27 protein-coding genes and 1 riboswitch are annotated in these 26,206 nt (G+C 57.9%); of the genes, 19 read left to right on the forward strand and 8 right to left on the reverse strand.

Annotated elements, in window-relative coordinates:
• Positions 1 to 118 precede the first annotated feature (118 nt).
• From ABVT35_RS05400 to ABVT35_RS05435, 8 genes are all read left to right on the forward strand, one after another.
• Complete coding sequence (locus tag ABVT35_RS05400; RefSeq protein WP_368466275.1) at positions 119 to 1,216, forward strand: cell wall hydrolase; 1,098 nt, start codon at positions 119 to 121, stop codon at positions 1,214 to 1,216.
• 82 nt (positions 1,217 to 1,298) lie between these two features.
• Positions 1,299 to 1,964 carry a class I SAM-dependent methyltransferase gene (locus ABVT35_RS05405; protein WP_368465258.1) on the forward strand — a complete coding sequence of 222 codons (666 nt, stop codon included), beginning with the start codon at positions 1,299 to 1,301 and terminating at the stop codon, positions 1,962 to 1,964.
• Between the two features lie 284 nt (positions 1,965 to 2,248).
• Positions 2,249 to 2,653 (forward strand): AtpZ/AtpI family protein, encoded by a 405-nt coding sequence (locus ABVT35_RS05410; RefSeq protein WP_368465259.1) that lies wholly within the window; start codon positions 2,249 to 2,251, stop codon positions 2,651 to 2,653.
• A 29-nt stretch (positions 2,654 to 2,682) separates the two neighbouring features.
• Positions 2,683 to 3,432: a F0F1 ATP synthase subunit A gene (locus ABVT35_RS05415; protein WP_368465260.1), complete on the forward strand. Its 750-nt coding sequence runs from the start codon at positions 2,683 to 2,685 to the stop codon at positions 3,430 to 3,432.
• Positions 3,433 to 3,498: 66 nt separating this feature from the next.
• A complete protein-coding gene (locus tag ABVT35_RS05420) occupies positions 3,499 to 3,726 on the forward strand; it encodes a F0F1 ATP synthase subunit C (RefSeq protein ID WP_099865238.1) in 228 nt (75 codons plus the stop codon).
• 150 nt (positions 3,727 to 3,876) lie between these two features.
• Entirely contained in the window at positions 3,877 to 4,431 is a 555-nt protein-coding gene (locus ABVT35_RS05425; RefSeq protein ID WP_368465261.1) for a F0F1 ATP synthase subunit B, read from the forward strand.
• Positions 4,431 to 4,910, forward strand: a complete 480-nt coding sequence (locus ABVT35_RS05430) for a F0F1 ATP synthase subunit B (RefSeq protein WP_368465262.1) — start codon at positions 4,431 to 4,433, stop codon at positions 4,908 to 4,910. The genes ABVT35_RS05425 and ABVT35_RS05430 overlap by 1 nt, the downstream gene beginning before the upstream one ends.
• 104 nt (positions 4,911 to 5,014) lie before the next feature.
• A riboswitch (FMN riboswitch) is annotated at positions 5,015 to 5,183 on the forward strand.
• A gap of 86 nt (positions 5,184 to 5,269) precedes the next feature.
• Positions 5,270 to 6,190, forward strand: coding sequence for a DMT family transporter (locus tag ABVT35_RS05435; protein ID WP_368465263.1), 921 nt, complete (start codon positions 5,270 to 5,272; stop codon positions 6,188 to 6,190).
• Positions 6,191 to 6,198: 8 nt separating this feature from the next.
• Here the strand turns inward: ABVT35_RS05435 and ABVT35_RS05440 are convergent, their stop codons facing one another.
• The gene (locus ABVT35_RS05440) at positions 6,199 to 6,891 is read right to left on the reverse strand and encodes a ribonuclease HII (RefSeq protein ID WP_368465264.1); all 693 of its coding nucleotides are present in this window, start codon (positions 6,889 to 6,891) and stop codon (positions 6,199 to 6,201) included.
• A 205-nt stretch (positions 6,892 to 7,096) separates the two neighbouring features.
• Positions 7,097 to 8,254 carry a PA0069 family radical SAM protein gene (locus tag ABVT35_RS05445; RefSeq protein ID WP_368465265.1) on the reverse strand — a complete coding sequence of 386 codons (1,158 nt, stop codon included), beginning with the start codon at positions 8,252 to 8,254 and terminating at the stop codon, positions 7,097 to 7,099.
• Positions 8,255 to 8,489: 235 nt separating this feature from the next.
• On the opposite strand from ABVT35_RS05445, the gene ABVT35_RS05450 reads away from it, so the two are divergent.
• Positions 8,490 to 9,260, forward strand: a complete 771-nt coding sequence (locus ABVT35_RS05450; RefSeq protein WP_368465266.1) for a crotonase/enoyl-CoA hydratase family protein — start codon at positions 8,490 to 8,492, stop codon at positions 9,258 to 9,260.
• Positions 9,261 to 9,397: 137 nt separating this feature from the next.
• Positions 9,398 to 10,186, forward strand: coding sequence for an IclR family transcriptional regulator (locus tag ABVT35_RS05455; RefSeq protein WP_368465267.1), 789 nt, complete (start codon positions 9,398 to 9,400; stop codon positions 10,184 to 10,186).
• A gap of 54 nt (positions 10,187 to 10,240) precedes the next feature.
• Here ABVT35_RS05455 and ABVT35_RS05460 read toward each other — a convergent pair whose 3' ends face one another.
• Positions 10,241 to 11,260 carry a TRAP transporter substrate-binding protein gene (locus tag ABVT35_RS05460; protein WP_368465268.1) on the reverse strand — a complete coding sequence of 340 codons (1,020 nt, stop codon included), beginning with the start codon at positions 11,258 to 11,260 and terminating at the stop codon, positions 10,241 to 10,243.
• Positions 11,261 to 11,414: 154 nt separating this feature from the next.
• On the opposite strand from ABVT35_RS05460, the gene ABVT35_RS05465 reads away from it, so the two are divergent.
• The 3 genes from ABVT35_RS05465 to ABVT35_RS05475 all read left to right on the forward strand — a co-directional run bounded on the left by ABVT35_RS05465 (position 11,415) and on the right by ABVT35_RS05475 (position 15,057).
• Positions 11,415 to 12,584: a cytochrome P450 gene (locus tag ABVT35_RS05465; RefSeq protein WP_368465269.1), complete on the forward strand. Its 1,170-nt coding sequence runs from the start codon at positions 11,415 to 11,417 to the stop codon at positions 12,582 to 12,584.
• Between the two features lie 236 nt (positions 12,585 to 12,820).
• Positions 12,821 to 13,657, forward strand: a complete 837-nt coding sequence (locus ABVT35_RS05470) for a formate/nitrite transporter family protein (RefSeq protein ID WP_368465270.1) — start codon at positions 12,821 to 12,823, stop codon at positions 13,655 to 13,657.
• Between the two features lie 110 nt (positions 13,658 to 13,767).
• A complete protein-coding gene (locus ABVT35_RS05475) occupies positions 13,768 to 15,057 on the forward strand; it encodes an NAD(P)/FAD-dependent oxidoreductase (RefSeq protein WP_368465271.1) in 1,290 nt (429 codons plus the stop codon).
• A 19-nt stretch (positions 15,058 to 15,076) separates the two neighbouring features.
• Here the strand turns inward: ABVT35_RS05475 and moaB are convergent, their stop codons facing one another.
• The 4 genes from moaB to ABVT35_RS05495 all read right to left on the reverse strand — a co-directional run bounded on the left by moaB (position 15,077) and on the right by ABVT35_RS05495 (position 19,674).
• Positions 15,077 to 15,622, reverse strand: coding sequence for a molybdenum cofactor biosynthesis protein B (gene moaB / locus ABVT35_RS05480; RefSeq protein WP_368465272.1), 546 nt, complete (start codon positions 15,620 to 15,622; stop codon positions 15,077 to 15,079).
• Between the two features lie 29 nt (positions 15,623 to 15,651).
• On the reverse strand, positions 15,652 to 16,527 hold the full coding sequence (locus ABVT35_RS05485; RefSeq protein ID WP_368465273.1) for a 4-(cytidine 5'-diphospho)-2-C-methyl-D-erythritol kinase: 876 nt from the start codon (positions 16,525 to 16,527) through the stop codon (positions 15,652 to 15,654).
• A gap of 19 nt (positions 16,528 to 16,546) precedes the next feature.
• On the reverse strand, positions 16,547 to 18,544 hold the full coding sequence (locus ABVT35_RS05490) for a tetratricopeptide repeat protein (protein ID WP_368465274.1): 1,998 nt from the start codon (positions 18,542 to 18,544) through the stop codon (positions 16,547 to 16,549).
• A 113-nt stretch (positions 18,545 to 18,657) separates the two neighbouring features.
• Positions 18,658 to 19,674 (reverse strand): polyprenyl synthetase family protein, encoded by a 1,017-nt coding sequence (locus ABVT35_RS05495; protein ID WP_368465275.1) that lies wholly within the window; start codon positions 19,672 to 19,674, stop codon positions 18,658 to 18,660.
• 239 nt (positions 19,675 to 19,913) lie between these two features.
• Here ABVT35_RS05495 and ABVT35_RS05500 point away from each other — a divergent pair, with 239 nt between their 5' ends.
• The 6 genes from ABVT35_RS05500 (at position 19,914) to glyS (ending at position 25,483) form a co-directional block, all read left to right on the forward strand.
• The gene (locus ABVT35_RS05500; protein ID WP_368465276.1) at positions 19,914 to 20,144 is read left to right on the forward strand and encodes a DUF2007 domain-containing protein; all 231 of its coding nucleotides are present in this window, start codon (positions 19,914 to 19,916) and stop codon (positions 20,142 to 20,144) included.
• Entirely contained in the window at positions 20,141 to 20,959 is an 819-nt protein-coding gene (locus ABVT35_RS05505) for a tRNA1(Val) (adenine(37)-N6)-methyltransferase (protein WP_368465277.1), read from the forward strand. The genes ABVT35_RS05500 and ABVT35_RS05505 overlap by 4 nt, the downstream gene beginning before the upstream one ends.
• A gap of 98 nt (positions 20,960 to 21,057) precedes the next feature.
• The gene (locus ABVT35_RS05510; RefSeq protein WP_368465278.1) at positions 21,058 to 21,918 is read left to right on the forward strand and encodes a S49 family peptidase; all 861 of its coding nucleotides are present in this window, start codon (positions 21,058 to 21,060) and stop codon (positions 21,916 to 21,918) included.
• Between the two features lie 80 nt (positions 21,919 to 21,998).
• Entirely contained in the window at positions 21,999 to 22,196 is a 198-nt protein-coding gene (locus ABVT35_RS05515) for a hypothetical protein (protein ID WP_368465279.1), read from the forward strand.
• A gap of 153 nt (positions 22,197 to 22,349) precedes the next feature.
• A complete protein-coding gene (locus ABVT35_RS05520; protein ID WP_368465280.1) occupies positions 22,350 to 23,309 on the forward strand; it encodes a glycine--tRNA ligase subunit alpha in 960 nt (319 codons plus the stop codon).
• A 47-nt stretch (positions 23,310 to 23,356) separates the two neighbouring features.
• The gene (glyS, locus tag ABVT35_RS05525) at positions 23,357 to 25,483 is read left to right on the forward strand and encodes a glycine--tRNA ligase subunit beta (RefSeq protein ID WP_368465281.1); all 2,127 of its coding nucleotides are present in this window, start codon (positions 23,357 to 23,359) and stop codon (positions 25,481 to 25,483) included.
• A gap of 27 nt (positions 25,484 to 25,510) precedes the next feature.
• Here the strand turns inward: glyS and ABVT35_RS05530 are convergent, their stop codons facing one another.
• Positions 25,511 to 26,113 (reverse strand): plant virulence effector HPE1-like domain-containing protein, encoded by a 603-nt coding sequence (locus ABVT35_RS05530; RefSeq protein WP_368465282.1) that lies wholly within the window; start codon positions 26,111 to 26,113, stop codon positions 25,511 to 25,513.
• Between the last annotated feature and the right edge of the window lie 93 nt (positions 26,114 to 26,206).

Consider the following 26,206-nt stretch of genomic DNA (forward strand, 5'->3'; position numbering starts at 1 on the left):
CGAACAATTGTGTTCGGTATGGGTGCGTTGGAGTAGGGTATTGCGTCAGAGATTAGCCTCTTTAGGCCAGCTCGCACAATTTGACCGCAGCTGGTCGGCTCCGCTTGCGTTTGGAGCATTGGCCTTTTTTGTATCAACATCGGCAACGGCATATTCCGACATTGCCGGATTGATGTCAGGTGCAAACAGCGGCAAGTCCCGCTGGCAGACCTACCTGGCCGATGCTCCGGCCGGGTCCATCCATAGTGCCGAGCTGATTTTCACCGATTCGATCACCACCGGTTCGACCGTCAGCGATGCGAGTCTCAAGACACCTGATGGCCGCACAATCGCTTTTCGCGCCAAAAAGGGTGCCAGGAATGTTGTACCCGATGAAGAGCGTATAACACGTGGCCAAAAACGCGGGCGGGTAACCAGCTCCGTTCCGGTCGCTCCGCCAAAGAATTTCTCCGCCGGTTCCATCCTCGAGCGGCGCAGCATGGTCACCACACCTGTGAACTCCAGTGACCTCGAAATGGTTTTCGTCGATCCCGATATCAAGGGCCAGGAAGTCCAGATCGCAACGGCCTTCCATCCGAAGCTCGACGAGGAAGAGTTCAACAAAGTGCCGGTTATGCTTGCCAGCCTGGTCACAAACGACAAGGCTGATGTCCTGGCGACCGCCTATGCGCCGGAAAAGCCGAACTATGCCAAGAACTCGCCATTCGCATCGGTGCTGCAGGATGACAATGAGGGACGCTTTCTGCCTCCGATCCCGAAAAACGACCACGCCTGGGCGGGCAAGGCATTGCCGCCGCACGTCTTTACCTCGAGCGAACAGCGCTGCCTTGCTTCGGGTGTCTATTTCGAGGCCCGCGGTGAGCCGGTTAAGGGACAGGCCGCGGTTGCACAGGTCATCCTTAACCGGGTACGCAATCCGGCCTATCCGAATACGATCTGCGGTGTCGTCTACCAGAACAAGCGCTGGCGCAATCGCTGCCAGTTTTCCTTTGCCTGTGACGGCGTGCGCGACCGGGTCCGCTCCCGGCGGCACTGGTCTGTCGCCAAGGATGTGTCGATGGCAGTGACCGCAGGCAAGATCTGGCTAAAGGAAGTCGGCTCCTCGACCCACTATCACGCCACCTATGTGCGGCCGAAATGGGCACGCACGATGAATAAGGTCGGCCGCATCGGCCTTCATATATTCTACCGCACTCGCGGTGGCGGCTGGAGCTGATCTCCACCCCTTTCAATAGTGCATCACCTGACATACTTTCCTGCTGATCGTACAGTTTGGAACAGATTCGTCGGAGAGATATATGGCGACTTGCAACATTTGTGGCGGAACGGCTTTCAAGGCCGGGCCGTCTGGTAGGCTGGCAAAAAACGGCCAAAAACCAAGGTGCATGACCTGCTCGTCACTTGAGCGGCATCGCATTATCAGGCAAGTCTATGACGCAATGCCTGACAAGCTGTTGTCAAAAACGTCCGTGCTGCAGTTTTCACAGGATACTGGTGCGCCAAAGGAGCGGTTTGGGCAGTATGAGATTTCGGTCTTCGAAGGGGTAAACAGTCTCGATATGTCCGATATTGACCGGCCGGATGACAGCTACGACTGGGTTGTGGCCAATCACGTGCTGGAACACGTCGAGGATGACTTTGCCGCTATGCGCGAGCTTTTCCGTATCTTGAAGCCGCAGGGCGTCTTGCAGATCACCGTGCCCGTAACCGCATCCAGCGTCGAGACGTTTGAATTTGGCAGGGCGGTTCCCGAGAGCCATTACCACTGGCGCGGATATGGCAGTGATTTACCGTTGCGGTTCAAAGACGAATTTGAGGGCAAGTTCGGCTTGGCGGTCATCGGCACGGATGCGATAACGGAACGTTGGGATATCGTTTATCTTCTGACGCCCTCCAGAGAAAAAATGTTGGAACTCAGCGAGGCTTTTTTTGCCGCGAAGCTACCGGTGCTGCGGTGTTGCTGAAACAGACCTGCGCCGAAGGCCGAATCCACCCGCCCGCGGACCCTTAAAAAGGGTGTGTGCGTGGCCACGGCAACGGTCAAAGTGCCGCAATGCAGCGTGATTCTTTGACACTTAAGTCTGAAGATTCGCGAAAATATTAATAAGATATTGATTTTAAACATTTTATTGATGGGTTATTCGGTTCCGAAGCCGCCTTGACTTGGCATGGGCGTAAAACTATGTTGCGCGCGACTTCGGAACGGTCCCGTTCAAGTTCGTCAGGCATCGTGTGGAGCGCGACTTTCATGAGAAAACCAGCGCAAAACGGAGGATCAGATGATCCTGCTCCTGATGATGGCGAGCGGAAAGATCAGGCCGGTAGTCTGGAAGAGCGCCGCAGGCAGCTGGAAGCAGAGCTCGCTTCCCGTCGTCCGGCGGACAAACCGGATAAGGAATCTGAGTGGGCGGGTAAGTCGTCCTACGCCAAGGCGTTTCAGCTTTCGACCGAGTTTGTCGCCGCGATATTTGTCGGAACGCTTCTTGGCTATCTGATCGACCGTTTCTTGGGGACAACGCCCTGGGGGATGATCGTCTTTCTTCTGTTGGGGTTCGTCGCAGGGGTACTGAATGTTATGCGTTCGGCCGGTCTGGTTGCGGAAAACCGCATGCCCGGCAAGAACGACAAGGACAACCATAACGCCGATGGCTGAACAGGCCGGCGCAACGAGAGAGGCATCCGGTGGCAAACGATCCGATCCACCAGTTCCAGATCAGCAAACTCATTCCCATTGAAGTTGGCGGTCTCGATTTCTCATTCACCAATTCGTCGCTGTTCATGGTTGCGACGGTTGCGGTCGCGTCAGGATTTCTGTTTCTGACGACTTCCAATCGCGGCATGGTTCCGAGCCGCATGCAATCCGTTTCAGAGATGTGTTACGAATTTGTGGCATCAATGCTCAGGGACGGGGCGGGGTCAGGCGGGATGCGCTTTTTCCCGATGGTATTCTCGCTCTTCATGTTCGTCCTCGTTGCCAATCTTCTTGGCATGTTCCCGTATTTCTTTACCGTCACCAGCCATATCATCGTGACCTTTGTGCTCGCCATGCTCGTTATCGGGACGGTTGTCGTCTACGGTTTCATGAAGCACGGCCTCGGCTTTCTCAATCTGTTCGTGCCGAGCGGTGTTCCGGGCGTGCTGCTGCCGCTGGTGGTGGCGATCGAAATCATTTCGTTCCTGTCCCGTCCGATCAGCCTGTCGGTTCGTCTTTTTGCGAACATGCTTGCCGGACACATCACGCTCAAAGTTTTCGCAGGATTTGTGACCTCGCTTGGTGCGCTTGGCGCACTCGGCGTCGGCGGCGCCATCCTGCCCCTGATCATGACGGTCGCACTGACCGGTCTTGAGTTTCTGGTTGCCTTCCTGCAGGCCTATGTCTTTGCGGTGCTGACTTGCATGTACCTCAACGACGCCCTGCACCCCGGTCACTAGGAGAAGAAATTGGCGGCGATGCCGCCAGTCCAATAGCCGCAATTATCCCATTCGAAGGAGTTTACTATGGAAGCGGACGCAGCAAAATTCATCGGCGCAGGCATTGCCTGTCTCGGCATGGGCGGTGCAGGCATTGGCCTCGGCACCATCTTCGGAAACTACCTTTCCGGCGCTCTGCGCAACCCTTCAGCAGCTGACGGCCAGTTCGGTCGCCTGATCTTCGGCTTCGCCGTTACGGAAGCTCTGGGCATCTTCTCGCTGCTCGTTGCACTGCTCCTCCTCTTCGCTGTCTGATTCATTTCGGACTGGCGCATCTGGCCACGCCTAAGGGGGTGGCCACGGAGCGGCGCCGATCTTTTTGAAGGTCACCGCTCTTGAAGTCGAACCGCAGCGCCCGGGCGATGAAACTGCTCCGGTTGTAGCGGAACTATTTTGGAGGCAACCATGCTAGTGACAGCGGCCTACGCAGCCACTGCTGAAACTGCTGAACATGCGGCAGAGGGCAATTTCCCGCCCTTTGACAGCTCCACATTTGCATCGCAAATTCTGTGGCTGGTCATTACGTTCGGCTTTTTCTACCTGTTCATGTCGCGGGTCGTGCTGCCGCGTATCGGCAGCATTCTGGAAACGCGTCGTGACCGGATCGCTCAGGATCTCAACGAGGCCAACCGCCTGAAGGAAGAAGCCGATCAGGCTTTCGCCACCTATGAGCAGGAACTGGCCGACGCCAAGTCCAAGGCGCACGAGATTGCCCAGGCAGCTCGCGACGCCGCAAAGGCGGACGCCGATGCGGAGCGTGCCAAGGTCGAGGCCGAGGTTGCCGGCAAGCTCGAGAAGGCCGAGGCTGAAATTGCGGCGGTCAAGACCAAGGCGCTTGCCGAAGTCGGCACGATTGCCGCCGATACGACGGCTGCGATCGTCAAGCAGCTGATTGGTGGAACCGTCACGAAAGCCAAGCTCACGGCAGCCGTCAAGGCTGCTGCGGAAGGGAGAGAATAATGGACGCCACTTTTTGGGCCTTCGTCTCCCTCATCCTCTTCCTGGGCCTGATCGCCTATCTGAAAGTGCCGGGCATGTTGACCAAGTCGCTGGACGAGCGGGCCGACAAGATCCGCAACGAACTCGACGAGGCACGCCGTCTGCGCGAGGAAGCACAGCAGCTCCTGGCCGAGTACCAGCGCAAGCGCAAGGATGCCGAGAAGGAAGCCGGTGAATTGATCGCCGCTGCCGAACATGAGGCTGCCGGCCTGGTTGCCGAAGCCCGGCAGAAGACGGAAGAATATGTTACGCGCCGCACGGCAATGGCCGAGCAGAAGATTGCCCTGGCCGAAGCCGAGGCGGTCAATGAGGTTCGCCGCTCGGCCGTGGATATTGCGGTGTCCGCTGCCGAGACGCTGATCACCGAAAAGGCCGACGCCAAAACGGCCGGCGAACTGTTCGATTCATCCGTTGCAGAGCTGAAAGAGCGGCTGAACTGATCCACGGTTCCTGATCGAAGTTTCAAAGGCCGGGGTTTCCCCGGCCTTTGCTTTTTTGGGACAGTTGGTTTATCGCTGGAAACGCATCGCAAGGTTTTGTGATGCATCGTTCTCAGGGCGGGGTGAAATTCCCCACCGGCGGTGACGATGGTTGAAGGCTGTTCAACGCCCAATACCTCGAAGCCCGCGAGCGCCCGGTCCAAAAGACCGGGGTCAGCAGATTCGGTGAGATTCCGAAGCCGACGGTCATAGTCCGGATGGAAGAGAGCGGGTCAGGACACGGACGTATTCCGGCTGCGGAATACTGTGTGTCATGCCTGTATGCCCTGATTCCTCTAGGTTCTTAAAAGGAACAAGTGATGAATCAGAAAACACTTCTCCAAAACGCTAAATTCATTTCCGGCAATCCTGCGCTGGAAGCCGCGTTCTATATGGTTGCCGCCGGCGCCGCCTTTGCGCTGGTCAATGTCAGCATTCAGGCGGTCACCATGCGGTACGGAATGCAATCGACGTCGGCGGCCTTCTGGCAATATCTTATCGCCATGCTTTGCGGCGTGCCGTGGATCGTTCGCACGGGACTGGGCGTTCTGAAGACGGCCAATCCCGGAGCGCATATCGTTCGTGTTGTGCTGGCTGCCATTGGCGTACAGTTCTGGGTTGCCGGACTTGCTGCCGTGCCGATCTGGCAGGCGATTGCCCTAATCATGACGTCGCCTTTTTTTGTAACGCTTGGTGCCGGTTTGCTGCTTGGCGAGCGTGTCGGGCCGGCGCGGTGGATGGCGACCCTTGCAGGATTTGCCGGCGGCATGATCATTCTGGCGCCGTGGTCCGATGCATTTTCCACCGCGACATTGTTACCGGTAGCCGCCGCAGTTTTCTGGGCCGCGACATCGCTGATGACCAAGCGGCTGACGGAAGACGAATCGTCGAAAACAATCACGCTTTACATGCTTTTATTGCTGACGCCCATCAATGCCGGTCTGGCGGCCTCATCCGGCGGTTTCGCCGTGCCGGGCTCCATGGCGATCGGGCTGATCATTGCCGCAGGATTGCTGACAATCATCGCGCAGTTCCTGATAGTCAGGGCCTATGCGAAGGCCGATGCGGCTTATGTGCAGCCATTTGATCATCTCAAGCTGCCGCTCAATGTCGTGGCCGGCTGGGTCGTCTTCGGGTTTGTGCCGACGGGCAATTTATGGCTTGGGTCGCTTCTGATCGTGTCGGCGTCGATCTTCATCGCCCACCGGGAATCGCGCGAGGCGGCACCTCAGCCCGCTTGATCGACGCGCTATGGATCGCTGCGCATCGGTCTGAAACTCATTCGGTGCAAGGAGCAGGGGCCGTTATCGGCAATTGCCTTGCGGTGGGCGGCGGTTCCGTAGCCGGCATGTTTGTCGAAGCCGAAATCGGGAAAGTCCGCCGCTGAGCGTTCCATCATGCGGTCCCGCATAACCTTGGCGACGATCGATGCGGCGGCAATCGACAAAGACCGCGCGTCACCCTTGATGACCGCTCTTGCGCGGCAACGAAGACCCGGCGGAACATCGCGTCCGTCGATCAGTGCATATTCGGGTAGGCGCGGAAGGGCGGCAAGCGCGCGGCGCATGGCATCGAGACTTGCCTTGCGGATATCCGTGCGGTCGATGTGGGTGGGGCCTGAAGAAGCTACCGCGACCTCGGCTGTGGCAAGAATGAGATCGAACAGGCTCTGCCGCTTTTTCGCCGTCAGTTTCTTCGAGTCGTCGAGCCCCGGCGGGATGTTTTCAGGATCGAGAATGACGGCTGCCGCGACGACCGGTCCGGCAAGCGGCCCACGCCCGGCTTCATCCGCGCCGGCAACAGGCCGCCCTGGTGCTCCGGCCTCGATTTCCAGGCAATAGTCAGGCCGGTCTGCAGGCAAAAGAAACAGCTCGGCCTGCTTTGCCGCCGTTTTGTTGGCGGCGGTCCTCTTCTTGCGAGAATCAGGTGGGGTGCGAGACATTGCGGCAAACTCGCACGCCCACCCGACCCCCTGCAAGTCCCTCCTCGGGGAGGCGATTGTCCGGACGGCAGAACCCGGATCATTCGCTCCCGAAAGACCGAATTCCCATGTGAGGCACGGGCGGCGGGAACTCGGCTGCGGCTTTGCGGAGGGAGACGTCGCCATGGCCGGTCGGGGAAAACGGCCATGGCGAAAGGCGTTGTTTCTAAAGAAGGTTGAGCTGCACCCCCATGCCGAGCGGCGGTGTGAACAGATCGGTGCGCAGCGAGCGCCATCTCCTGTCCAGACCCAGCTTCTTTGTGGCAATTTCGAAGCGCCGTGCCAACTGCCAGGCATAGGGCCCGCTGCCTTTCATGCGCTTGTTGAAATCAGCGTCGTAATCCTTGCCGCCGCGCATCGAACGCACCAGCGACATGACATGGCGATAGCGGTCGGGATAGTGGCGCAAGAGCCAGTCCCTGAACAGCGGGCTGACTTCGAGCGGCAGGCGCAGCAGGATATAGCTCGCCGTACAGGCGCCGGCCGCCTTTGCCGAATCGAGAATACGCTCCATCTCGTGGTCGTTGAGGCCGGGAATGACCGGCGATGCCATCACGGCGACCGGAATGCTGGCGTCCGAAAGGCTGCGGATCGCCTCCAGCCGCCGCACTGGTGTCGAAGCCCTCGGTTCCATGGAGCGGGCAAGCTTGCGGTCGAGCGTCGTAACGGACACGGCAACCTTGACGAGGTCCTTTTCCGCCATCTGTGAAAGGATATCGATGTCGCGCAGCACAGTCGCGGATTTCGTCACGATGCCGACCGGATGATTGCAGGCATTGAGCACCTCGAGCAGCTGGCGCATGATTCGCCACTTCTTCTCGATCGGCTGATAGGGGTCCGTATTGGTGCCGATGGCGATCACCCGCGGCTTGTAGCCGGCTTTGGCCAGTTCCCGCTCGAGCAGCTTTGGTGCATCGGGCTTGGCAAACAGGCGCGATTCGAAATCAAGCCCCGGCGAAAGGCCCATGAAGGCATGGGTAGGACGCGCAAAGCAGTAGATACAACCGTGCTCGCAGCCGCGATACGGATTGATGGAACGGTCGAAGGAAATGTCGGGTGACGTGTTACGGGTGATGATTGTGCGCGGCTTTTCAACCTGAACCTCGGTCCGGAAGGCCGGCAGATCCTCGAGCGTTTCCCAGCCATCGTCAAATATCTGACGGGACTTGTTTTCGAAGCGTCCGCTTGGGTTGATACCGGCACCGCGGCCGCGCCGCCGGTCGATGTCGATGCGCATGCCGGAGCGTGCGACAAGCGCGTCGGCGACATCGGCCCTGTTCGAAGGGGCAAGGGCGTTTTGCCTGAAATGATCCAGCTCGCTCATCGGAGCACCCTTCCGTTTGAAATTGGTTTGTGAATTTATTCCTAACAAAGGAATGAGAACATAGCAAGAACAAATATGGAGACTGTGGATTGAAATGCAAGACAGTCATCAGGAACGGAGGCCATATGTGATTGCTTCACGCGCTATTTTGTCCACCCGCGTTGACCGCGTCCGGAGGCAATGCAAGCATCGCGGCCGCAACGCAACCAGCGACTGACTGAAAAGGAAGCATCCGATGGGCAGCAAGGTTATTGTCGACAGGCACGGTCCGGTGACGGTCGTGACGATCAACCGGCCGGAAAGCCGCAATGCGGTCGATCCGGAGACAGGCGCACTGCTGCTTGCCGCGTTCGATGAATTTGATGCCGATGACACGCAGGCCGCTGCGGTTCTGTGCGGGCAGGGCGGAACATTTTGCGCCGGCTTCGACCTCAAGGCCGTGTCTGCCGGATCTCTCGAGTATGACCCGACAGGCGAGGGGCCGATGGGCCCGACTCGCCGGTTGCTTTCAAAGCCGGTCATTGCAGCCGTAGAGGGTTATGCGGTGGCGGGCGGACTTGAACTAGCCCTTTGGTGTGACATGCGTGTCGCTGCGTTCTCTGCCGTCTTCGGAGTGTTCTGCCGCCGCTGGGGTGTGCCGCTGATCGATGGCGGCAACGTCAGGCTGCCGCGGCTCATCGGCCACAGCCGCGCCATGGACATGATCCTGACGGGCCGCCCGGTCGGGGCCGAGGAAGCATTAAGCTTCGGCCTCGCCAACCGTGTCGTGCCGGAAGGAAAGGCTTTGGAGGAGGCGATGTCCCTTGCAAACGACCTTGCCAGGTTCCCACAGACATGCCTGCGCACAGACCGGATGACTGCCCACCGGCAATGGGGCATGGACCTGCAGGATGCATTGCGCCTGGAAGGCGTTGAAGGCGAAAAACCGGTGCTTGAAGAAGCGGAAAGGGGTGCGTCGCGTTTTGCGTCGGGCCGCGGCCGCTCCGGCAGTTTCGATGAAATTTAAAACCCGGGCCTGCGCTCGCCGCATCAGCCGGGGATGAGACCGCGCGCGGCCGGCAGGCAATTGCGGCAACGAATTCCGTTGGTTACGATTACAATGTGAATCGAATTCCAAACGAAGAAACAATGGAAAGTGTGCATTTGGCAACCAGAGATCAAAGTCCGGGTGAAAATAATGGCGGGCAGATAGATACACGCAAAGGCGTGCAGTCGGTCGACCGCGCATTCGCCATTTTGCGGGTTATGGAGGAGGCCGACCGTCCGCTGGCGGTCAAGGAGCTGTCGGAATTGTGCGGCATGCCTCCGTCAAAGGTACATCATTACCTTGTTTCGCTCGTCCGCTCCGCAGTCGTTCGCCAAAACAGCAATGGCAACTACGATCTCGGTCCGTTCGCCTTGCATCTGGGTATGTCGGCGCTGCGCAGATTGGACACGATCGCATTGGGAAGCCGCGCCGCAGAAGCATTGCGCGACAAAACGGGGGAGGCGGTTTTTGTTGCCGTATGGGGCAGCCATGGAGCAACGATCGTGCGTTACTTTGAAGGTTTCAGACCAGTTACCGTGGAGGTTCGGGCCGGTCTCATACTGCCTGTCTTTACCTCGGCGACCGGCAGGGTCTTCCTGGCCTGGGGTAATGCGGGGCAGGTGGAAGCGGTCGGCCAGCGTGAACAGACGAGGACAGGCAACGAGATCGAACAGATCCGCGCCGAGACAATGTCGTCGGGACTGGGCCGCGTGGACGGAGATCTGCTGCCGCGCATTGCTTCGCTGAGTGCACCCGTCTTTGATCGTGACGATAGGCTGGCGCTGGCCTTGACGTCTTTGGGCTGGATCGAGGAATTCGACACCGATCCTGACGGCGAAATCGCGGAAGCGCTGAAAGATGCCGCAAGTTCCCTTTCGAAGGAACTCGGCAATACATCCCGATAGTACCTGCAAGGCACCGAAAGTGCCTTGCAGGTCCCCCGGCCAACGGCTGCGCTTTTAGTTCGCCTTTGCCATCTCGGCCGCAATCATTTCCTGAGCCGCCTTGGCATCGACACCTTTTGCCGAGACCTCTTCCAGAACACCAGCGACGATCGGGCCGGTGATGGCTTCATACGCTGCCACATCGGCATCGTTCGCCATGTTGATGGAGTTGTCGCCGGTTTCCTCGGTCAGGGACCGGCCGCGCGCATCAATGTTGTCCCAAACGGCACCGGCCATGCGGCTGGCCGGCTCTCCGAACACTTTTTCATCCAGCGCCTTTCGCAGGTCTTCCGGCAGGCTGTCAAAGGCCTCCTGGTTCATGATGAATGCAAAGGAGCCGCGATAAAGGCCTCCGGGCATCTCGTAGACGTTCTTTGCAACCTCTGTCAGCTTGAAGCCGCCGCGGCTTTCAAACGGCATCACGACTCCATCTGCCACATTGGAAGCAAGCGTTTCATAGACTTTCGGCGCCGGAACCTTGATGCCGGTCGCACCGAGCGCTTCTCCCACCAGCGAACCGACCCCGCCCGGAACGCGCACCTTGAGCCCGTCAATGCCGTCAAGCGACGTCACCTTCTTGTTCGAATGCAGATGGGCAGGTCCGTGCGTATGCAGCCCAATCACCTTGACACCCCGGTGTTCGTCCGCCTTTGCCAGGTATTTGTCATGGACGCGCCAGTAGGCGACGGATGCGGCTTCGGCATTGCCTTCATAGCCCGGCAATTCAATCAGCTTTGTCGCCGAGAACCGGCCTGACTGATAGCCGTGAAAGATCACGGACATGTCGGCAGCACCGTCGATAACGAGATCCATCTGCGCTGGCGGCGGTGCCAGATTGTACTTCACCTCTGCCGTTACCCTGCCGTCGGTTGCTTCCTCGATCATTTTGATGAGGTTCGGCCACATCTGGGCATTCAGCCCGTGCGCAGGCGGTGCCCAGCTCGATATGGTCAGCTTGTAATCCGCAGCGTCTGCTGCCGCTGCCGTTAGCAGCACAGCTGCTGCGCCGTACAGAATGTTCTTAATAATCTTCATTGGCTCCTCCATGGGTTTTGTCTCGCCGCTTGTTTTGAACGCGGCGATTGGCCTTCAACGTGCCAGGTGTCTCTGCGTCGCAATAATTTATTATTGCTAAACGAATTTAATCATTGTTAATGTATGCAGGCAAGAACGTTTTTGGGAAATACAAGTGACACAGGCTCCAGTTTGCGAAATTGATCTCTATTCGGATGAGTTCATTGCCGATCCCTGGCCGGGATATGCCGAGATGCGCAAACTCGGCGCGGTTGTGTGGCTTCCGGTTCACGGAAACTACGCGCTGACCAGGTCCAGGGAAGTAAGGGAGGCGGTTCGCGACCATGAGCGCTTTTGCAGTGGGCACGGCGTGGCGGCCGACCGGTTCGGCTGTGAATTTCTTCAGGGCAACACGGTTGCGTCCGATCAGCCGAGACATACACAACTGCGCAACGCCATGGCTCCGCCATTAAGGCCCGATGCGCTGGAAGAAATCCGCCCGCATATTGAGCAGATGGCGGATGAACTTGTTGCGTCTCTGACGGGGAGAGACGGTTTTGACGCTGTGAGCGACCTCGCCCAGTATCTGCCTTTGACGATTGTGCGCGATATGGTGGGACTTCCGGACTTCGGTAAATCCAACATGCTGAAATGGGCGGCCGCGGCTTTCAACGTCCTTGGCGTTCAAAATGGCAGGGGGAGGGACGCTGTTGCCGATATCAGGGAAATGCGGGAATTCATCAGTGACGGCATCTCAAGCGATACAGTGAAGTCCGGCAGCTGGATTAGGCGAATTTTCGATCTTGAGAAAGAAGGCGGTATCGACCCCGATCTGACGCCATTTGCAGTTCGCGATTATATCAATCCCAGTCTCGATACGACGATCTCGGCAATCGGTCACCTGATATGGCAATTGGGCAGCAATCCCGGCGAATGGGAAAAGCTGAAGGAAAATCCAAATCTGGTGCTGAATGCGATACACGAGGCTGTCCGTATGGGAACGCCGGTACGAACATTTTCACGGCGCACGACCGAACCTGTAACGATAGACTCCGTTGAAATACCCGAAGGCGCCCGGGTCATGATGCTGTTTGCATCCGCAAATCGGGACGAGCGTGTGTTTGAAAACCCTGACACATTCGATATCAGCCGCAACAACCGGCGGCACCTTGGTTTTGGCGCCGGCATTCACATGTGTATCGGAATGCATCTCGCCCTGATCGAGATGACGGCAGTTCTGAAAGCCATGCTCGATCGGGTCGACAAAATCGAAGTCGGAACACCGACAGTCGCCATGAATAATACGATCTGCGCGTTCTCAAGCCTGCCTGCTAAGTTCCGGTAACAGTGCCGTGGCATGTGCCGAATATTCGATGGTTCAACGGAAATTTCTCACGCGAGATCACCCATTTCACTTAAGCGCACCGAGCCGGTTGCAGCCTGGTTGTACTCCAGGAGAATTGACGGCGGCCGGTATCCAAGGTTGAAATAGGAAAAAATGCCGCCGATCGACTGAACGATTGGAAGCTGGATGGGGCGCGATGGTTTGTAATTACCCGCGCTCGATACTCCGGATTGGCAGTGGGATACACACACCAGGCCATCACGGAGGTGCTTCTTTTGCATCGCGACATTTCAGAACAGTTTGCCGACATTGCAGTCAGCAAGATCAACTACGCCAGGCGAAATCCGCTTGGCTTTTTTATCCTTACCATGATGGCCGGGGCCTATGTCGGCGTCGGGATCGTTCTCATATTGACACTCGGCCACGAGGCTGAAGCCGCATCGCAAAAACTCATAATGGGATCGCTGTTCGGCATCACACTGACGCTGATCATTTTTGCCGGTGCCGAGCTGTTTTCCGGCCATATCATGTACATGACCTTTGGGTTTTTCTATCGGAAAGTCGGCGCGCTGACAGTGATAACGGACTGGATCTTCTGCTGGTACGGTAATCTTTTCGGCGCGATGATGCTGTCCATTCTGGTTGTCATGGGCGGCGGCAACGCATGGATTAACGACCAGACATCGCTGGTTCATCAGGTGGCCGAAGCCAAAATGAACAGCTCGGTCGTCGAACTCATTGCCCGCGCTATTATCTGCAACTGGCTCATATGCCTGGCAATCTGGATGTCTGCCCGGACAAAGAGCGACACAACCAAGTGCATCCTGATATTCTGGTGCCTGTTTGCTTTCGTCGCGGCCGGTTTCGAACACGGCATTGCCAATATGACTGTGTTCACCATATCCCTTTTGGGAAATCACCCAGAGAGCGTGACCGTTTTGGGTGGTGCGTACAATCTGGCGGTCGTATCGGTCGGCAACATTATCGGTGGAGCCGGTTTCATCGGCGTTGCGTACTATCTGGCCGCCGTCCCATTGTTCGGCGTTGGGGCCAATGGAGGCAAGGACAGCTGAGATCGGCTATCCGCGCGGAAGTCTTGACTGGAAGGAATGCAACCACGAATACATATGTGGATGCGGGTCACGCCGGCCCATGATTCTCACGCAAAAGGAAGACAGCGGTCATGTCCCAGCCCCTCAAGCACGTCGTCATTGTCGGGGCCGGCTTTGCAGGGCTGTCGGCGGCGAAGGAACTTGCAAGGGCACCCGTGACGATCACGATAATCGACCAGCAGAATCACCACCTGTTCCAGCCGCTTCTTTACCAGGTGGCGACGGCGGCGCTGACGCCGGCCGAAATCGCTGTGCCGATCCGCCATGTGCTGCGCAGACAGCGTAACGCGCAGGTTTTGATGGACCGCGTTGTGGACGTGGACACATATGCGCAGAAGGTGATGACGGAAAGCGGTCGGGCCGTGTCGTACGATGCGTTGGTCATCGCCACGGGTGCACGGCACAGCTATTTCGGCAAGGACCATTGGGCAAAATTTGCCCCGGGGCTCAAGACACTGAACGATGCGTTCGGCCTGCGTGAAAAGATACTGATGGCCTTTGAGCAAGCTGAAATTGTGGTCGAGTATGACCCGGAGGCAGCCAAGCGTTTTCAGACCTTCGTGGTGGTGGGTGCGGGACCGACAGGTGTGGAGATGGCCGGCGCCATCGCCGAATTGTCCTTCTCGGTCATGCGCGATTTCCGGCGCATTGACGGCAAGCAGAACCGGATCATCCTGCTCGAAGGCGGGCCGCGCGTGTTACCGTCTTTTGCCGAAGGTCTGTCATCGCGCGCCTTACGTGATCTGGGCGAACTGGGCGTTGAGGTGCGCACCGGCGCCATGGTGACCGATATCGCTGCGGGGCGTGTTACCACGAATCAAGGGGATATTGCAGCCGAGACCGTGGTCTGGGCGGCAGGTGTGCAGGCATCACCCGCAGGCCGATGGCTGGCGCTGCCGGTTCCCAACAGCGGGCATGTTGAGGTTGACGCAACGCTCAGGCCTGCAGGTCTCGAAAACGTCTATGTCATCGGTGATACAGCCATGCACAAGGCCGACGGTGTTGTATTGCCGGGAATAGCGCCGGTGGCCAAGCAAATGGGAATCTATGTCGGCCGCCGGCTGGCTAAGCTGGCCAGGGGGCAGGTGCCTTCCAAAGGGTTTCACTATTCAGATGCGGGAGCACTGGCCACCATCGGCCGGAACCGGGCCGTCGCGGACATCTTCGGACTGAAATTGAAGGGATTGCTGGGCTGGTTCATATGGGGTGCGGCCCATGTCTATTTTCTGATCGGTTTCAAGAACCGGCTGTTCGTCATGCTGCACTGGCTGTGGCTTTATCTGACATGGCAGCGCGGAGTGCGCCTGATAATGCATCGGGAAACTGGAGGGACCGGCAAGGATATCCGGACCCCTTCGTGATTGGATCTGCAGTCGGCAATCACTTCCCGCGTTTCAGGTGCTCGTCGAGCCGCGGCATGATCTCGATGAAATTGCACGGCATGTGGCGGTAGTCGAGCTGGTATTTCAGGATGCCGTCCCAGGCGTCCTTGCAGGCGCCGGGAGAGCCCGGCAGCACGAACACATAGGTCGCATTGATAACGCCGCCGGTTGCCCGCGACTGGATGGTCGATGTGCCGATCTTGTCGTAGGAGATGCGGTGGAAGACTTCCGAAAACCCATCCATCTGCTTGTCGAAAAGGGGGGTTATGGCTTCAGGCGTCACATCGCGTCCGGTAAAGCCGGTCCCGCCGGTCGTGATTACTACATCGATCTCCGGATCGTCCGCCCAGCCCTTCACGCGCGCGGCGATCTTGTCCGTATCGTCGGTCACAATGTCCCGCGCTGCCAGAACGTGGCCGGCTTCCTCGATACGTGTCGCCAGTGTCAAACCGGATTTGTCGTTATCAAGGCTGCGTGAGTCCGAAATCGTCAGTACTGCGATTTTGACTGGGATAAAGGGGCGCGATTCATCGATTCTGGCCATCAAGGCAACTCCAGATTAGCTCTACGCTGTCATGATGCGGTGCGGGTCATGCCTGAACGCACCCACCAATGGGGATATTTATCACGAAGCGCATCGCCTGCAAGGCGTGCGGCGACCGGATCGTGGAATATTCCGAAACAGGTTGCCCCAGAACCCGACATGCGCTGGAAAAGCGGCTGGCATTCGGCAAGCGCCGCCATGACCTCGCCAATGACCGGCGCGAGCCTTTTTGCCGGTTCCTCCAGATCGTTGCGCGTATTTTGCAGCGCCAGCACCAATTCGTTCAGGTCGCCGTTGGCCGGTTGAATGTTCAGTGGATCGTTGTTTTTATTGCCAAGGGCACCGAAGACCCGGGGCGTTGAGACCGTCTCGAGCGGATTGACCAGGACAATGGAAAACGGGGCCAGCCATTTCACCGGCTCTATATCCTCTCCAATTCCGCGCGCGATCAGCGGCTCCGAGACGTGGCACATGGGAACATCGGCGCCAAGGCCGGCCGCGATGCCGCCAATGTCGAGATTGCGGTCAGGAATATTCCACAGGCGCGCAAGGCCGCGCATGCAGGCAGCAGCGTCCGCCGATCCTCCGCCGATCCCGGAGGCGATGGGAAGGTTCTTTTCAAGATGTATGGAAACTGGGGCGACTGAGTGTCCCCGTTCGATTGCTGCCTGTCTGAAAAGGTCACGCGCCCTGACGACGAGATTGTCCGTATCTGCCGACAGCAGCTCGGCAAATGCGCCGCTTACAGTCAGCTTGTCGCTGTTGCTCGTTTCAAAGGAAAGAACATCGCCGATATCGGCAAATGTAACCAGGCTGTCGATAAGGTGATAGCCGTCCTCGCGCTGCCCCGTGACATGCAGGGCAAGGTTGATCTTTGCCCATGCGGTTTCGACGATTTCGACCATCTGATCCTACATGCAGAAGTCAGGGCAGCCTGATAATCTGCCCCGGATGGATCGTATTAGCGCGGTCTTTCAGCGACGGGTTCAACTGGAGGATTTCACGATAGCGGTTGCCGTCGCCCAGCATTTCATTGGCGATGGTCCACAGCGTTTGTCCCGGTTTGACCTCGTAGCTGATCGTCTTGCTCTCCGTGCGGCCGTTGAGCTGGCTTTTCTTCGGCAGGTCTGCCGGCTTGACCGGATCCTTGACTTCCCCTCTGTCGTCGTCGGTATTGGCTGCGGAGGGTGCTTTCAAAGGCGTTTCAGGCAGTCCCTTGTCGATCTTTGTCTTGATCTTCGGAATTTCGCTGAGTTCCGGCTCCATGGTCAGCGATCGTTCCCACTGATAGCGCGCTTCAATCTTGCGCCCTGCACGCCAATACGCGTCACCAAGGTGATCGTTGATGGTCGGGTCGCCCGGGCGGATCTCGACGGCCCGCTCAAGCTCCGCAACGGCGTTTTCATAGTCGCCCAGGCGGTAATAAGCCCATCCGAGTGAATCGACGATGTAACCATCATTGGGGCGCAGCCGCACCGCCTCGCGTATGAGGTCCATCCCTTCGTCAAGGTGGATATTCATGTCGATCCAGGAATATCCGAGATAGTTCATCACCTGGGGCTGGTTTGGATAGAGCTCCAGAGCCCGCTTGAAGTTCGGCTCGGCCTTCTCCCACTCCTTCAGCCGCTCATAGGCGATGCCGCGCTGGTAGTAGACGTTCCAGTGAGAACGGTCCGGCAGAACGCCGATGGCCTTGACGGCCATGTCGTAATTATCAGCCATTTCACGATAGGCCTTGGCGTCCGACAGCACACTGCCATAGGCGATATAGGAGCGCATATCGGACGGATCTTCCTTGATGAGATTCTTCAGGTGCTTCTTGGCTTCCTCGAGACGGCCAAGATCTGCCAGGTTAAGCCCGAGCTGGAGCTCCGACACCCGGTGCATGATGGAATCTTCCGGAACGCTTTCGTAAATGGCGATGGCTTTTTCCGGATTGCGAAGGTTTTCCGCAAGGCTGCCAAGCATGACCAGGGTTGCAGCGTTCTTCGGGTCAAGCGCCCTGGCAAAATTCAGATAAAGGGAAACGATATCCTCGGCGCCGCTGCGGTTGAGCGCGCTGCCGATCGTGTAGAGAACGGCCGATGCCCCCTCGGAGGCGTTGCGGATTTCCGGTCTCGGCGGATTGTCCTCTTCGATGCGCATGCGCAGAGTTTTCAGCGGTGCGTAGCCGGGGGCAAATGCGGTTCCGGTCGCCAGCGCATCGAGCGCTTTTTGCCTGTTGCCGTCGCGGGCTTCAAGCACCGCCAGCGACATGGCGGCACGTATATAGGTATCGGGGGCGGTTCCAGCGCTGTTTTGATCGGTGATAACGGCTGTGTAAAGGCGCCGTGCCTGCCCTTTATTGCCGAGCGCTTCCTGCAAAGCGGCACTGTGGAACGTCTTGAATATTCCGTACCATTCGGGGCCCTGCAAAGCGTCGATCGTTTCCTGGGCCTTTTCGCCCTTGCCGTCGCCGTAATAAGCCCAGCCCTTCAGCAGGCCGTGAAGCAGCCTTTCAAGATCGCTGACGCTTGATTGGTCGAGAAGTGTCTGTGCACTGGTGAATTCACGCTTGCGGATGGCGTCGATGCCGAGCGCCAGCCGTGCGGTGCTTTCAATAACCGGATCACCCTTCAGCCCATTGGCAAGCAGAACACCCTCGTCAAAATCGCCGTTGTTGAACAACAGCACCATGAGCCGCTGTTTGATGTCTGAATTGTCTGACTCGTATTCGAGCGCCTTGCGGTAGAGATCGATCGCGGTCTGCGTGTCACGATCTGCTTCAGCCGTGCGGCCGGCCAGCAATGCGCCGGCAAAACTGTCTACAGTTGCGGACTTGAACGCATTTTTGTCGCGTTCACCTTCGGTCGCTGCCGGATAGCTCATCAACAGACTGATGACAGCCACGCCGGCAGTTAGAGTGAGGGATTTGAGCCGCATCTGATCCTGTTCCTGCTTCTGCTTTAGACAATCGCGAATCCACACCGTTCCCCCAAAGCATGGCTTTTTTCGGCCTTCACGGCAAGCATTCGGGAAAGCCGACTTTAATTCAGTCAGTTGACCCGGCTGATGCAGAAATCGATCACCTCAAGCAGTGCGGATTTCGCCGGCGTATCCGCCAGGGGAGCGAGCGCGTCGCGGGCAATCGCACCGTAATGTTCAGCGCGTGCGATTGTATCCTTCAGCGCATTGGAGCGTGCGATCAGGGAGAGCGCTTTTTCAAGCGCTTCATCGTCGTTGCGGCCTTCCTCAATGGCGGAGCGCCAGAACGCCCGTTCCTCGTCGTTGCCGCGCCGATAGGAAAGCACTACGGGAAGGGTGATCTTTCCTTCCCGGAAATCGTCGCCGACATTCTTTCCGAGGTCCTGAGCCTTGCCGCCGTAATCCAGAACGTCGTCCACAAGCTGAAAGGCAAGGCCGAGATTTGTTCCGTACGATCGCAACGCATCGCGTTCGGCCTTCTTGGCGCCGGCTATGATCGGTCCGACTTCTGCGGCAGCCGAAAAGAGGGCCGCTGTTTTCGCACGGATGACGGCCAGATAGTCGTCTTCCGTCGTTTCCATGTTCTTGGCGACGGACAATTGCAGCACTTCGCCCTCGGCAATGATCGACGCGGCGCTTGAAAGAACGTCGAGCGCATCGATCGAGCCGACCTCAACCATCATCTTGAAGGCCTGGCCAAGCAAGAAATCGCCGACGAGCACGCTGGCCTGATTGCCCCAGATCATGCGTGCTGTGGATTTGCCGCGGCGCAGATCGCTTTCATCAACTACGTCGTCATGAAGCAGCGTGGCCGTGTGCATGAATTCCACACTCGTTGCCAGCTTGATGTGCCCATCGCCTTCGTAACCGAACATCGTGGCCGAGGCGAGGGTCAGCATGGGCCGAAGGCGTTTGCCTCCCGATGAGATCAGATGATTGGCAACTTCGGGGATCATTTCAACATCCGATCCCGCCTTGGAGAGGATTTGCTGGTTGACCCTTCCCATGTCCGTTTTGGTCAAATCGACGAGCGGCTTGACCGATGCAATGTTCCTGTTTTTATCCTCAAGCGGAATGACGACGCCCAAAATGCAGACTCCTGTGAATTCTGCGAGTGACAATAGAAACTGGCCGGTTCCGGTACAAGTGAAGAATCGACGCAGTGCATCCTATTTGCCAGTGACTTTCGCTCAATTTTTCGTGCCGCCGGCACAACTGGATGACAAATCGCACTCCGATTTGCATATAAGAGGAAACGCGACGGCGGCAATAGGTGTCGCCAAGTATCAACCGTTAGCTGCAGAACAATCCGAAAGGCTTTGAAAATATGGAGGAATTGATCCGCACCAACAATGTCGTCACGCTCTCCTTCGTCGGCACTCTTTTGAAGGAAGCGGGCATTCAGTATTTCATAGCGGATGAAAACATGAGTGTGCTCGATGGATCCATCAATGCACTCTCCCGGCGCCTTTTGGTTGACGCGGAACGTGTAGACGAAGCGCGCAAGCTCGTAGAAGGTGCGGGGCTTGGCGACGAGCTTAGACATCAGCGGCCATGAGCAAGCCGGATTGTAGAACCGATCAGGCGGCGGAAACGACCCCCGGTGAAACACCGCAAGCCACGATCGATGCCTTTCATCGCGGTCGTTTTCACCTGGTGCAGCCAAGAGGCAAGGGACATAGGGCCGGACTTGACGCAATGCTGCTCGCCTCGCTTGTCAGTGACGACGCGCACGGAAAGCTGGCCGATTTCGGTGCCGGCGCCGGTGCGGCCGGCATTGCAGTCGCAAGCCGGAGCCCGGAGCTTGACGTGGTGCTGGTTGAGCGCTCGGTGGAAATGTCAGGGTTTGCCCGGCGCTCGATCGATTTGGAGCACAATGCTGAATTTGCAGATCGGGTGTCGCTGTTGGTCGCCGATGTAACGCTCAAGGGCAGGCAACGTGCCGCCGCCGGGCTGACCGATTCATGTTTTGACCATGTCATCATGAACCCCCCATTCAACAGTTCCGCCGACCGCACCACACCCGATGCATTGCGGGCAGAAGCCCACGCCATGCCCGAACACATGTTCGAACACTGGATCCGCTCGGCCTGTGCGGTTTGCAAGCCGGGCGGGCAGTTGTCGCTGATCGCCCGTCCACAATCGCTTCGCGACATCCTGCAGGCCTGCGATGGCCGTTTCGGTGGTCTCCAGGTAACGCCGGTTCATCCACGGCCGGGAGAAGACGCCATCCGCATCCTGTTCACAGGAATAAAGGGCAATCGTGCGCGTCTTTCCTTTCGCACGCCTCTATTTGTGCATGATAGCGATGGCAGGGCTTTTTCGGCCCGCATGAATGATCTCAACAACGGCCGCGCCTTTGTGCATCGGTAAAGCGACGCAATTCCCGCATGCCATTGTGTTTCGAGTGGAAATACATACATCAGGTGGCAGGCATCCATGTCGGACAAACACAGAAACAGGCGGAATAGATGGCGTTCTACAAATCCATTGTACCCAAGCGGTTCAGGCGCGACGAGTTAAACATTCCTGTTGTTCAACTGCAGGGCATGATCGTGGCCGGAGGCTCGCAATTCCGCCCGACCCTGAACATCGCGACGGTTGCGCCGCTGCTTAAGAAGGCCTTCGCCGACAAGCGGGCACCCGCCGTCGCCATTTCCATTAATTCACCCGGCGGCTCGCCCGTCCAGTCGCGGCTGATCTATCGCCGCATCCGCGATCTTGCCGAGGAAAAGAACAAGAAGGTCTTTATCTTTGTTGAAGATCTTGCCGCTTCCGGTGGGTACATGATTGCACTGGCCGGTGATGAAATCATCGCCGATCCGACTTCGATTGTCGGTTCGATCGGCGTTGTCTCGGCAAGTTTCGGTTTCACCGACCTGATCAAGAAGATCGGCGTTGACCGTCGCGTATACACCGCAGGCAAGAACAAGGTGACTCTGGACCCGTTTCAACCTGAAAAGAAGGCTGATATCGACCATCTCAAATCGTTGCAACTGGAGGTGCACAAGGTGTTCATCGACATGGTCAAGGAACGCCGCGGAAGCAGGCTTGCCGATAATGACGACATCTTTTCCGGCCTGTTCTGGTCTGGCCTCAAGGGCAAGGAACTCGGGCTTGTCGATGAGCTGGGTGACATGCGCACCGTTATGAAGGAACGATATGGCGAAAAGGCCAAATTGCGGCTGATCACCATGCCGCGCGGTCTTTTCGGCCGCAAGGTAACCGGCGCCAATGCCGGCGACATGCCGTCGCGCATTGCCGGTGCCGCTGCGGCAGGAATTGCCGAAGTGGCTGAGGAAAGGGCTCTGTGGAGCCGGTACGGCCTTTGATACTGTCAAACTCAAACCGGCACTACGGCGCGGCCGGAACCGTGTTATAAAATAGCGAAATATTCGCGGGGGAGGCGAAGATGGTGCAGTTATTGCTGCTGGTGGCCGTTCTGCTGGTCGTCTGGATGGGCTACAAGCGCTTCCTGAAGGAAGCCGAACGGGTCAGCAAATCCGTGCGCAGGGCCGAAAAGGAAGCCGAAACAGGCGCCAGCGGTACCCTGGTCGAGGATCCAAAGACCGGCGAGTACCATGTCGAACGGAAAGAAGACGACGAATAAGGCGGCCCCGAGCCTCCCAAATCGGTGGCATCTTGCTAGAACGTGCCTTGTTTAAATTGGATCATTTGACCGGGGCACGCTCTAAACCCTTGACCCCGCAGGGACTGCATGGCACGTGTCCGGCGCATTCTCATTTATGTCCGGACCCGACCCATGACCACGTCAGAGCGTTCTCAGCCGTCTCACATGCATCCGACCAATTCGTTTCAAGGGCTCATCCTGGCTCTTCATAACTACTGGGCGGAATATGGTTGCGTGATACTGCAACCCTACGACATGGAAGTCGGAGCAGGGACCTTTCATCCCGCAACCACATTGCGATCGCTCGGACCGCGCTCCTGGAATTCGGCCTATGTGCAGCCTTCGCGCCGTCCGACAGACGGCCGCTACGGTGAAAATCCCAACCGGCTGCAACACTACTACCAGTATCAGGTCCTCCTGAAGCCGTCGCCGCCCAATCTGCAGGAGCTGTACCTCGGTTCGCTCGAAGCCATCGGTATCGACCCGCTGCTGCACGACCTGCGTTTTGTTGAGGATGACTGGGAAAGTCCGACACTCGGCGCCTGGGGCCTTGGCTGGGAGTGCTGGTGCGATGGTATGGAGGTTTCGCAGTTCACCTATTTCCAGCAGGTCTGCGGCATTGAGTGCTCGCCTGTTGCGGGTGAATTGACCTACGGGCTTGAGCGTCTGGCCATGTATGTTCAGGGCGTTGACAATGTCTACGACCTCAATTTCAACGGCGGCTCTGACAACGCCAAGGTGACCTATGGCGATGTCTTTCTTCAGGCTGAGCAGGAATACTCACGACACAATTTCGAATATGCCGATACCGCTACGCTGCTTCGTCATTTCGACGATGCGGAGGCTGAATGCCGTTCGCTGCTCGAGCAGGGTGCCGCCGGCTCTGATCCCGCGCAGGTGCACAAATGCGTGCTGCCCGCCTACGACCAGTGCATCAAGGCTTCGCATGTCTTCAATTTGCTCGATGCAAGGGGAGTGATCTCGGTGACGGAACGCCAAAGCTACATTTTGCGCGTGCGCAATCTCTCCAAAATGTGCGGGGAAGCCTTTTTATTGACGGAAGCCGGAGGGTTTGAAGTAGGCGGTGCTTGAATCACCGCTCGAACCAGATGACCCAACAAATTGAGACGATTGATAAAATGCCCGATCTCCTTCTAGAACTCCGCTCCGAAGAAATTCCTGCCCGAATGCAGCGCAAAGCCGCGGGCGACCTGAAAAAACTGGTCACGGATGCACTGGTCGATGCCGGCCTGACCTATGAGGCTGCCCGCGAATACTGGACACCGCGCCGCCTGGCACTTGATATTCGCGGTGTGACGGCACGCTCCGCCGATATCCGCGAAGAGCGAAAGGGTCCGCGTACCGATGCGCCGGAGAAGGCGGTTTCCGGATTTCTGCGTGGCGCGGGGCTTGAATCGGTCGATCAGGCCACCGTCAAGTCGGATCCAAAAAAAGGCGATTTTTATGTCGCCGTCATCGAAAAGCCGGGACGCGAAGCCGCGGACATCATTGCCGACGTGATGCCGGGCATCATCCGCAATTTTCCCTGGCCGAAATCCATGCGCTGGGGCGAGGCCTCCGCAAAGCCGGGTGCGTTGCGCTGGGTGCGTCCGCTGCAGTCCATCATCTGTACGTTTGGCCCCGAGACCGAGGAGCCCGTGATTGTCGATTTCGAAATCGACGGCCTGAAAGCGGGAAACATCACCTATGGACACCGCTTCCATGCGCCGCAGGCCATCACCGTTCGCCGGTTCGATGACTATGTCGAGCAGCTCGAAAGGGCGAAAGTGGTGCTCGATGCCGATCGCCGCAGAGAAATCATCCTGTCGGACGCACGCAATCTTGCCTTCGCGCAAGGCTTCGAACTGGTCGAGGATGATGCGTTGCTCGACGAGGTTTCGGGCCTTGTCGAATGGCCCGTAATTCTGATGGGCGAATTCGAAGAGGATTTTCTTGCTATCCCCCCGGAAGTGATCCGGCTCACCATCAAGGAAAATCAGAAGTGTTTCGTCCTGCGACCGCAAGGCGAGCCTGGCGCGCTGACCAACAAGTTCATCATCACGGCCAACATCGAGGCCAGCGACGGTGGCGGGGAAATCGCACACGGCAACGGCAAGGTGGTGCGCGCACGCCTTGCCGATGCGCTGCATTTCTGGAAGACCGACCAGGCTGACCTGCCGGATCTCGACATGCTCTCAGCCTCTGCGGCAGGCTTTGACCTGGACCTTTCAAAACCGCTCGATCAGCGAATGGCAAAACTCGATGCGCTCAACGTGACCTTCCACGCGAAGCTGGGAACGCAGGGACAGCGCATAAGCCGCATCCGCAACCTGGCGCATCAACTGGCGCCGGCCGTTGCAGATGCTTCCGACTTGCCGGCAAAGGCGGACCGGGCCGTGCTGCTTGCCAAGGCAGACCTGACCACCGAAGCGGTTGGGGAATTCCCGGAATTGCAAGGCACGATGGGCCGCAAATACGCGCTTTTGCAGGGCGAGGCGCCGGAAGTCGCCGAAGCCATTGAAGATCATTACAAACCGCAGGGCCCGTCGGATGTCGTGCCTTCCAGCCCGGTCTCGATTGTCGTGGCGTTGGCCGACAAGCTCGACACGCTGACCGGTTTCTGGTCCATTGACGAAAAGCCGACCGGCTCCAAAGACCCTTATGCACTGCGCCGTGCGGCGCTCGGCGTTATCAGGCTGCTTTTGGAGAACGAAATCCGCCTGCCGCTGCTGCAATTTGGCGTCTCGGAGGATCTGTTGTCCTTCTTCCACGACCGGCTGAAGGTCTACTTGCGGGACAAGGGTGCACGTCACGACCTGATCGATGCGGTCATATCCGCGGATGCCGATGATCTTCTGATGGTCCTCAAGCGTGTTGAAGCGCTGGGAGAACTGCTCGATTCCGAAGACGGTCAGAACCTTCTCGCCGGAACCAAACGGGCAGCCAACATTCTGGCGGCCGAAGAAAAGAAAAACACCCGGATCGCCGGGGTCGTGGATGCCGGGCTGATGACGGAGCCTGCCGAAAAATCGCTCTCGGCCGCAATTGACGAGGCGGAAAACACGGCTGCTGCGGCTGTCCGGAACGAGGATTTTACGGCCGCTATGCGCGCGCTTGGTGAACTGCGCCGACCGGTGGATGCTTTTTTTGATGACGTGCTCGTCAATGACGAAGACCAGGCTGTGCGGGCAAACAGGCTGGCGCTGCTTCGCAGAATCAGATCGGCAACCGAGACGGTTGCCGATTTTTCACGCATCAGCGGCTAAGGCCGCTTCTGTTGTATTTGCTGCGTCCTACTTTGAGGGGCGCAGCTCAATGATTTCAGGACCGTTATTGTGCGGCTCTTCACCGCCTGGCTCCTGGGGCTCGACGACGTCGTGCTCGGCGTCGTTCATGTTCACCGAAGATGTTTGCGATCCGCCATCGACTCCGTCCAGCGGGCGCTGATCTTCACCGACTTCCTCGACATTGAATTCGCCGCCGCCCTTATAAGTAACACCGCTGTCGGCAACGACCGGGCGCTGACCGGGCTGGAGGTGGATCGTGCCCTCGTGCCTGTCCGAAACGTTGGTTCCGCCGTTGGCGTGCACAACTGATTCACCGGCGTAGTTTTTGGTGCCTGCCGAGGCTCTTACGATGCGCACGGCACTGCCGCCCATCATATTGTCCGTCTGGACGACCTTTTTCTCACCACCGATATGCTGTTCGACAATCTCGACGCCATGGACATCGGGGCCTGTATATTTCGGCTTCAACGGTGGGCATTCGGAGCAGTCAACGGTGATGACACTGCCGGCTCCAACAATCTTGGATTTCACATGGATGACTGAATCTCCGGCCATTGCTGCGCTTGCGGCAAGTGCAAAGGCGGATGTCAAAATGATAAGGCGCGTCATATCGCTCTCCCGGGTTGTTCTCCCGAAATTAGCATATAAGCGTTTTCAAGCGGTTTTCAGGCATGGTTAACGCAAAGCAAATGGAATTCGGCG

Origin of the sequence: Hoeflea sp. TYP-13, from assembly GCF_040932035.1 — a bacterium.
GTDB lineage: Bacteria > Pseudomonadota > Alphaproteobacteria > Rhizobiales > Rhizobiaceae > Hoeflea_A.

Coding starts and splice junctions, on each gene's coding strand:
- ABVT35_RS05530 (WP_368465282.1), bottom strand. CDS start 26,113: ATGACGCGCCTTATCATTTTGACATCCGCCTTTGCACTTGCCGCAAGC.
- ABVT35_RS05500 (WP_368465276.1), top strand. CDS start 19,914: ATGGAGGAATTGATCCGCACCAACAATGTCGTCACGCTCTCCTTCGTC.
- ABVT35_RS05445 (WP_368465265.1), bottom strand. CDS start 8,254: ATGAGCGAGCTGGATCATTTCAGGCAAAACGCCCTTGCCCCTTCGAAC.
- ABVT35_RS05440 (WP_368465264.1), bottom strand. CDS start 6,891: ATGTCTCGCACCCCACCTGATTCTCGCAAGAAGAGGACCGCCGCCAAC.
- ABVT35_RS05420 (WP_099865238.1), top strand. CDS start 3,499: ATGGAAGCGGACGCAGCAAAATTCATCGGCGCAGGCATTGCCTGTCTC.
- ABVT35_RS05450 (WP_368465266.1), top strand. CDS start 8,490: ATGGGCAGCAAGGTTATTGTCGACAGGCACGGTCCGGTGACGGTCGTG.
- ABVT35_RS05475 (WP_368465271.1), top strand. CDS start 13,768: ATGTCCCAGCCCCTCAAGCACGTCGTCATTGTCGGGGCCGGCTTTGCA.
- ABVT35_RS05410 (WP_368465259.1), top strand. CDS start 2,249: ATGAGAAAACCAGCGCAAAACGGAGGATCAGATGATCCTGCTCCTGAT.
- ABVT35_RS05515 (WP_368465279.1), top strand. CDS start 21,999: ATGGTGCAGTTATTGCTGCTGGTGGCCGTTCTGCTGGTCGTCTGGATG.
- ABVT35_RS05405 (WP_368465258.1), top strand. CDS start 1,299: ATGGCGACTTGCAACATTTGTGGCGGAACGGCTTTCAAGGCCGGGCCG.
- ABVT35_RS05425 (WP_368465261.1), top strand. CDS start 3,877: ATGCTAGTGACAGCGGCCTACGCAGCCACTGCTGAAACTGCTGAACAT.
- ABVT35_RS05485 (WP_368465273.1), bottom strand. CDS start 16,527: ATGGTCGAAATCGTCGAAACCGCATGGGCAAAGATCAACCTTGCCCTG.
- glyS (WP_368465281.1), top strand. CDS start 23,357: ATGCCCGATCTCCTTCTAGAACTCCGCTCCGAAGAAATTCCTGCCCGA.
- ABVT35_RS05505 (WP_368465277.1), top strand. CDS start 20,141: ATGAGCAAGCCGGATTGTAGAACCGATCAGGCGGCGGAAACGACCCCC.
- ABVT35_RS05490 (WP_368465274.1), bottom strand. CDS start 18,544: ATGCGGCTCAAATCCCTCACTCTAACTGCCGGCGTGGCTGTCATCAGT.
- ABVT35_RS05460 (WP_368465268.1), bottom strand. CDS start 11,260: ATGAAGATTATTAAGAACATTCTGTACGGCGCAGCAGCTGTGCTGCTA.
- ABVT35_RS05435 (WP_368465263.1), top strand. CDS start 5,270: ATGAATCAGAAAACACTTCTCCAAAACGCTAAATTCATTTCCGGCAAT.
- ABVT35_RS05510 (WP_368465278.1), top strand. CDS start 21,058: ATGGCGTTCTACAAATCCATTGTACCCAAGCGGTTCAGGCGCGACGAG.
- ABVT35_RS05520 (WP_368465280.1), top strand. CDS start 22,350: ATGACCACGTCAGAGCGTTCTCAGCCGTCTCACATGCATCCGACCAAT.
- moaB (WP_368465272.1), bottom strand. CDS start 15,622: ATGGCCAGAATCGATGAATCGCGCCCCTTTATCCCAGTCAAAATCGCA.
- ABVT35_RS05430 (WP_368465262.1), top strand. CDS start 4,431: ATGGACGCCACTTTTTGGGCCTTCGTCTCCCTCATCCTCTTCCTGGGC.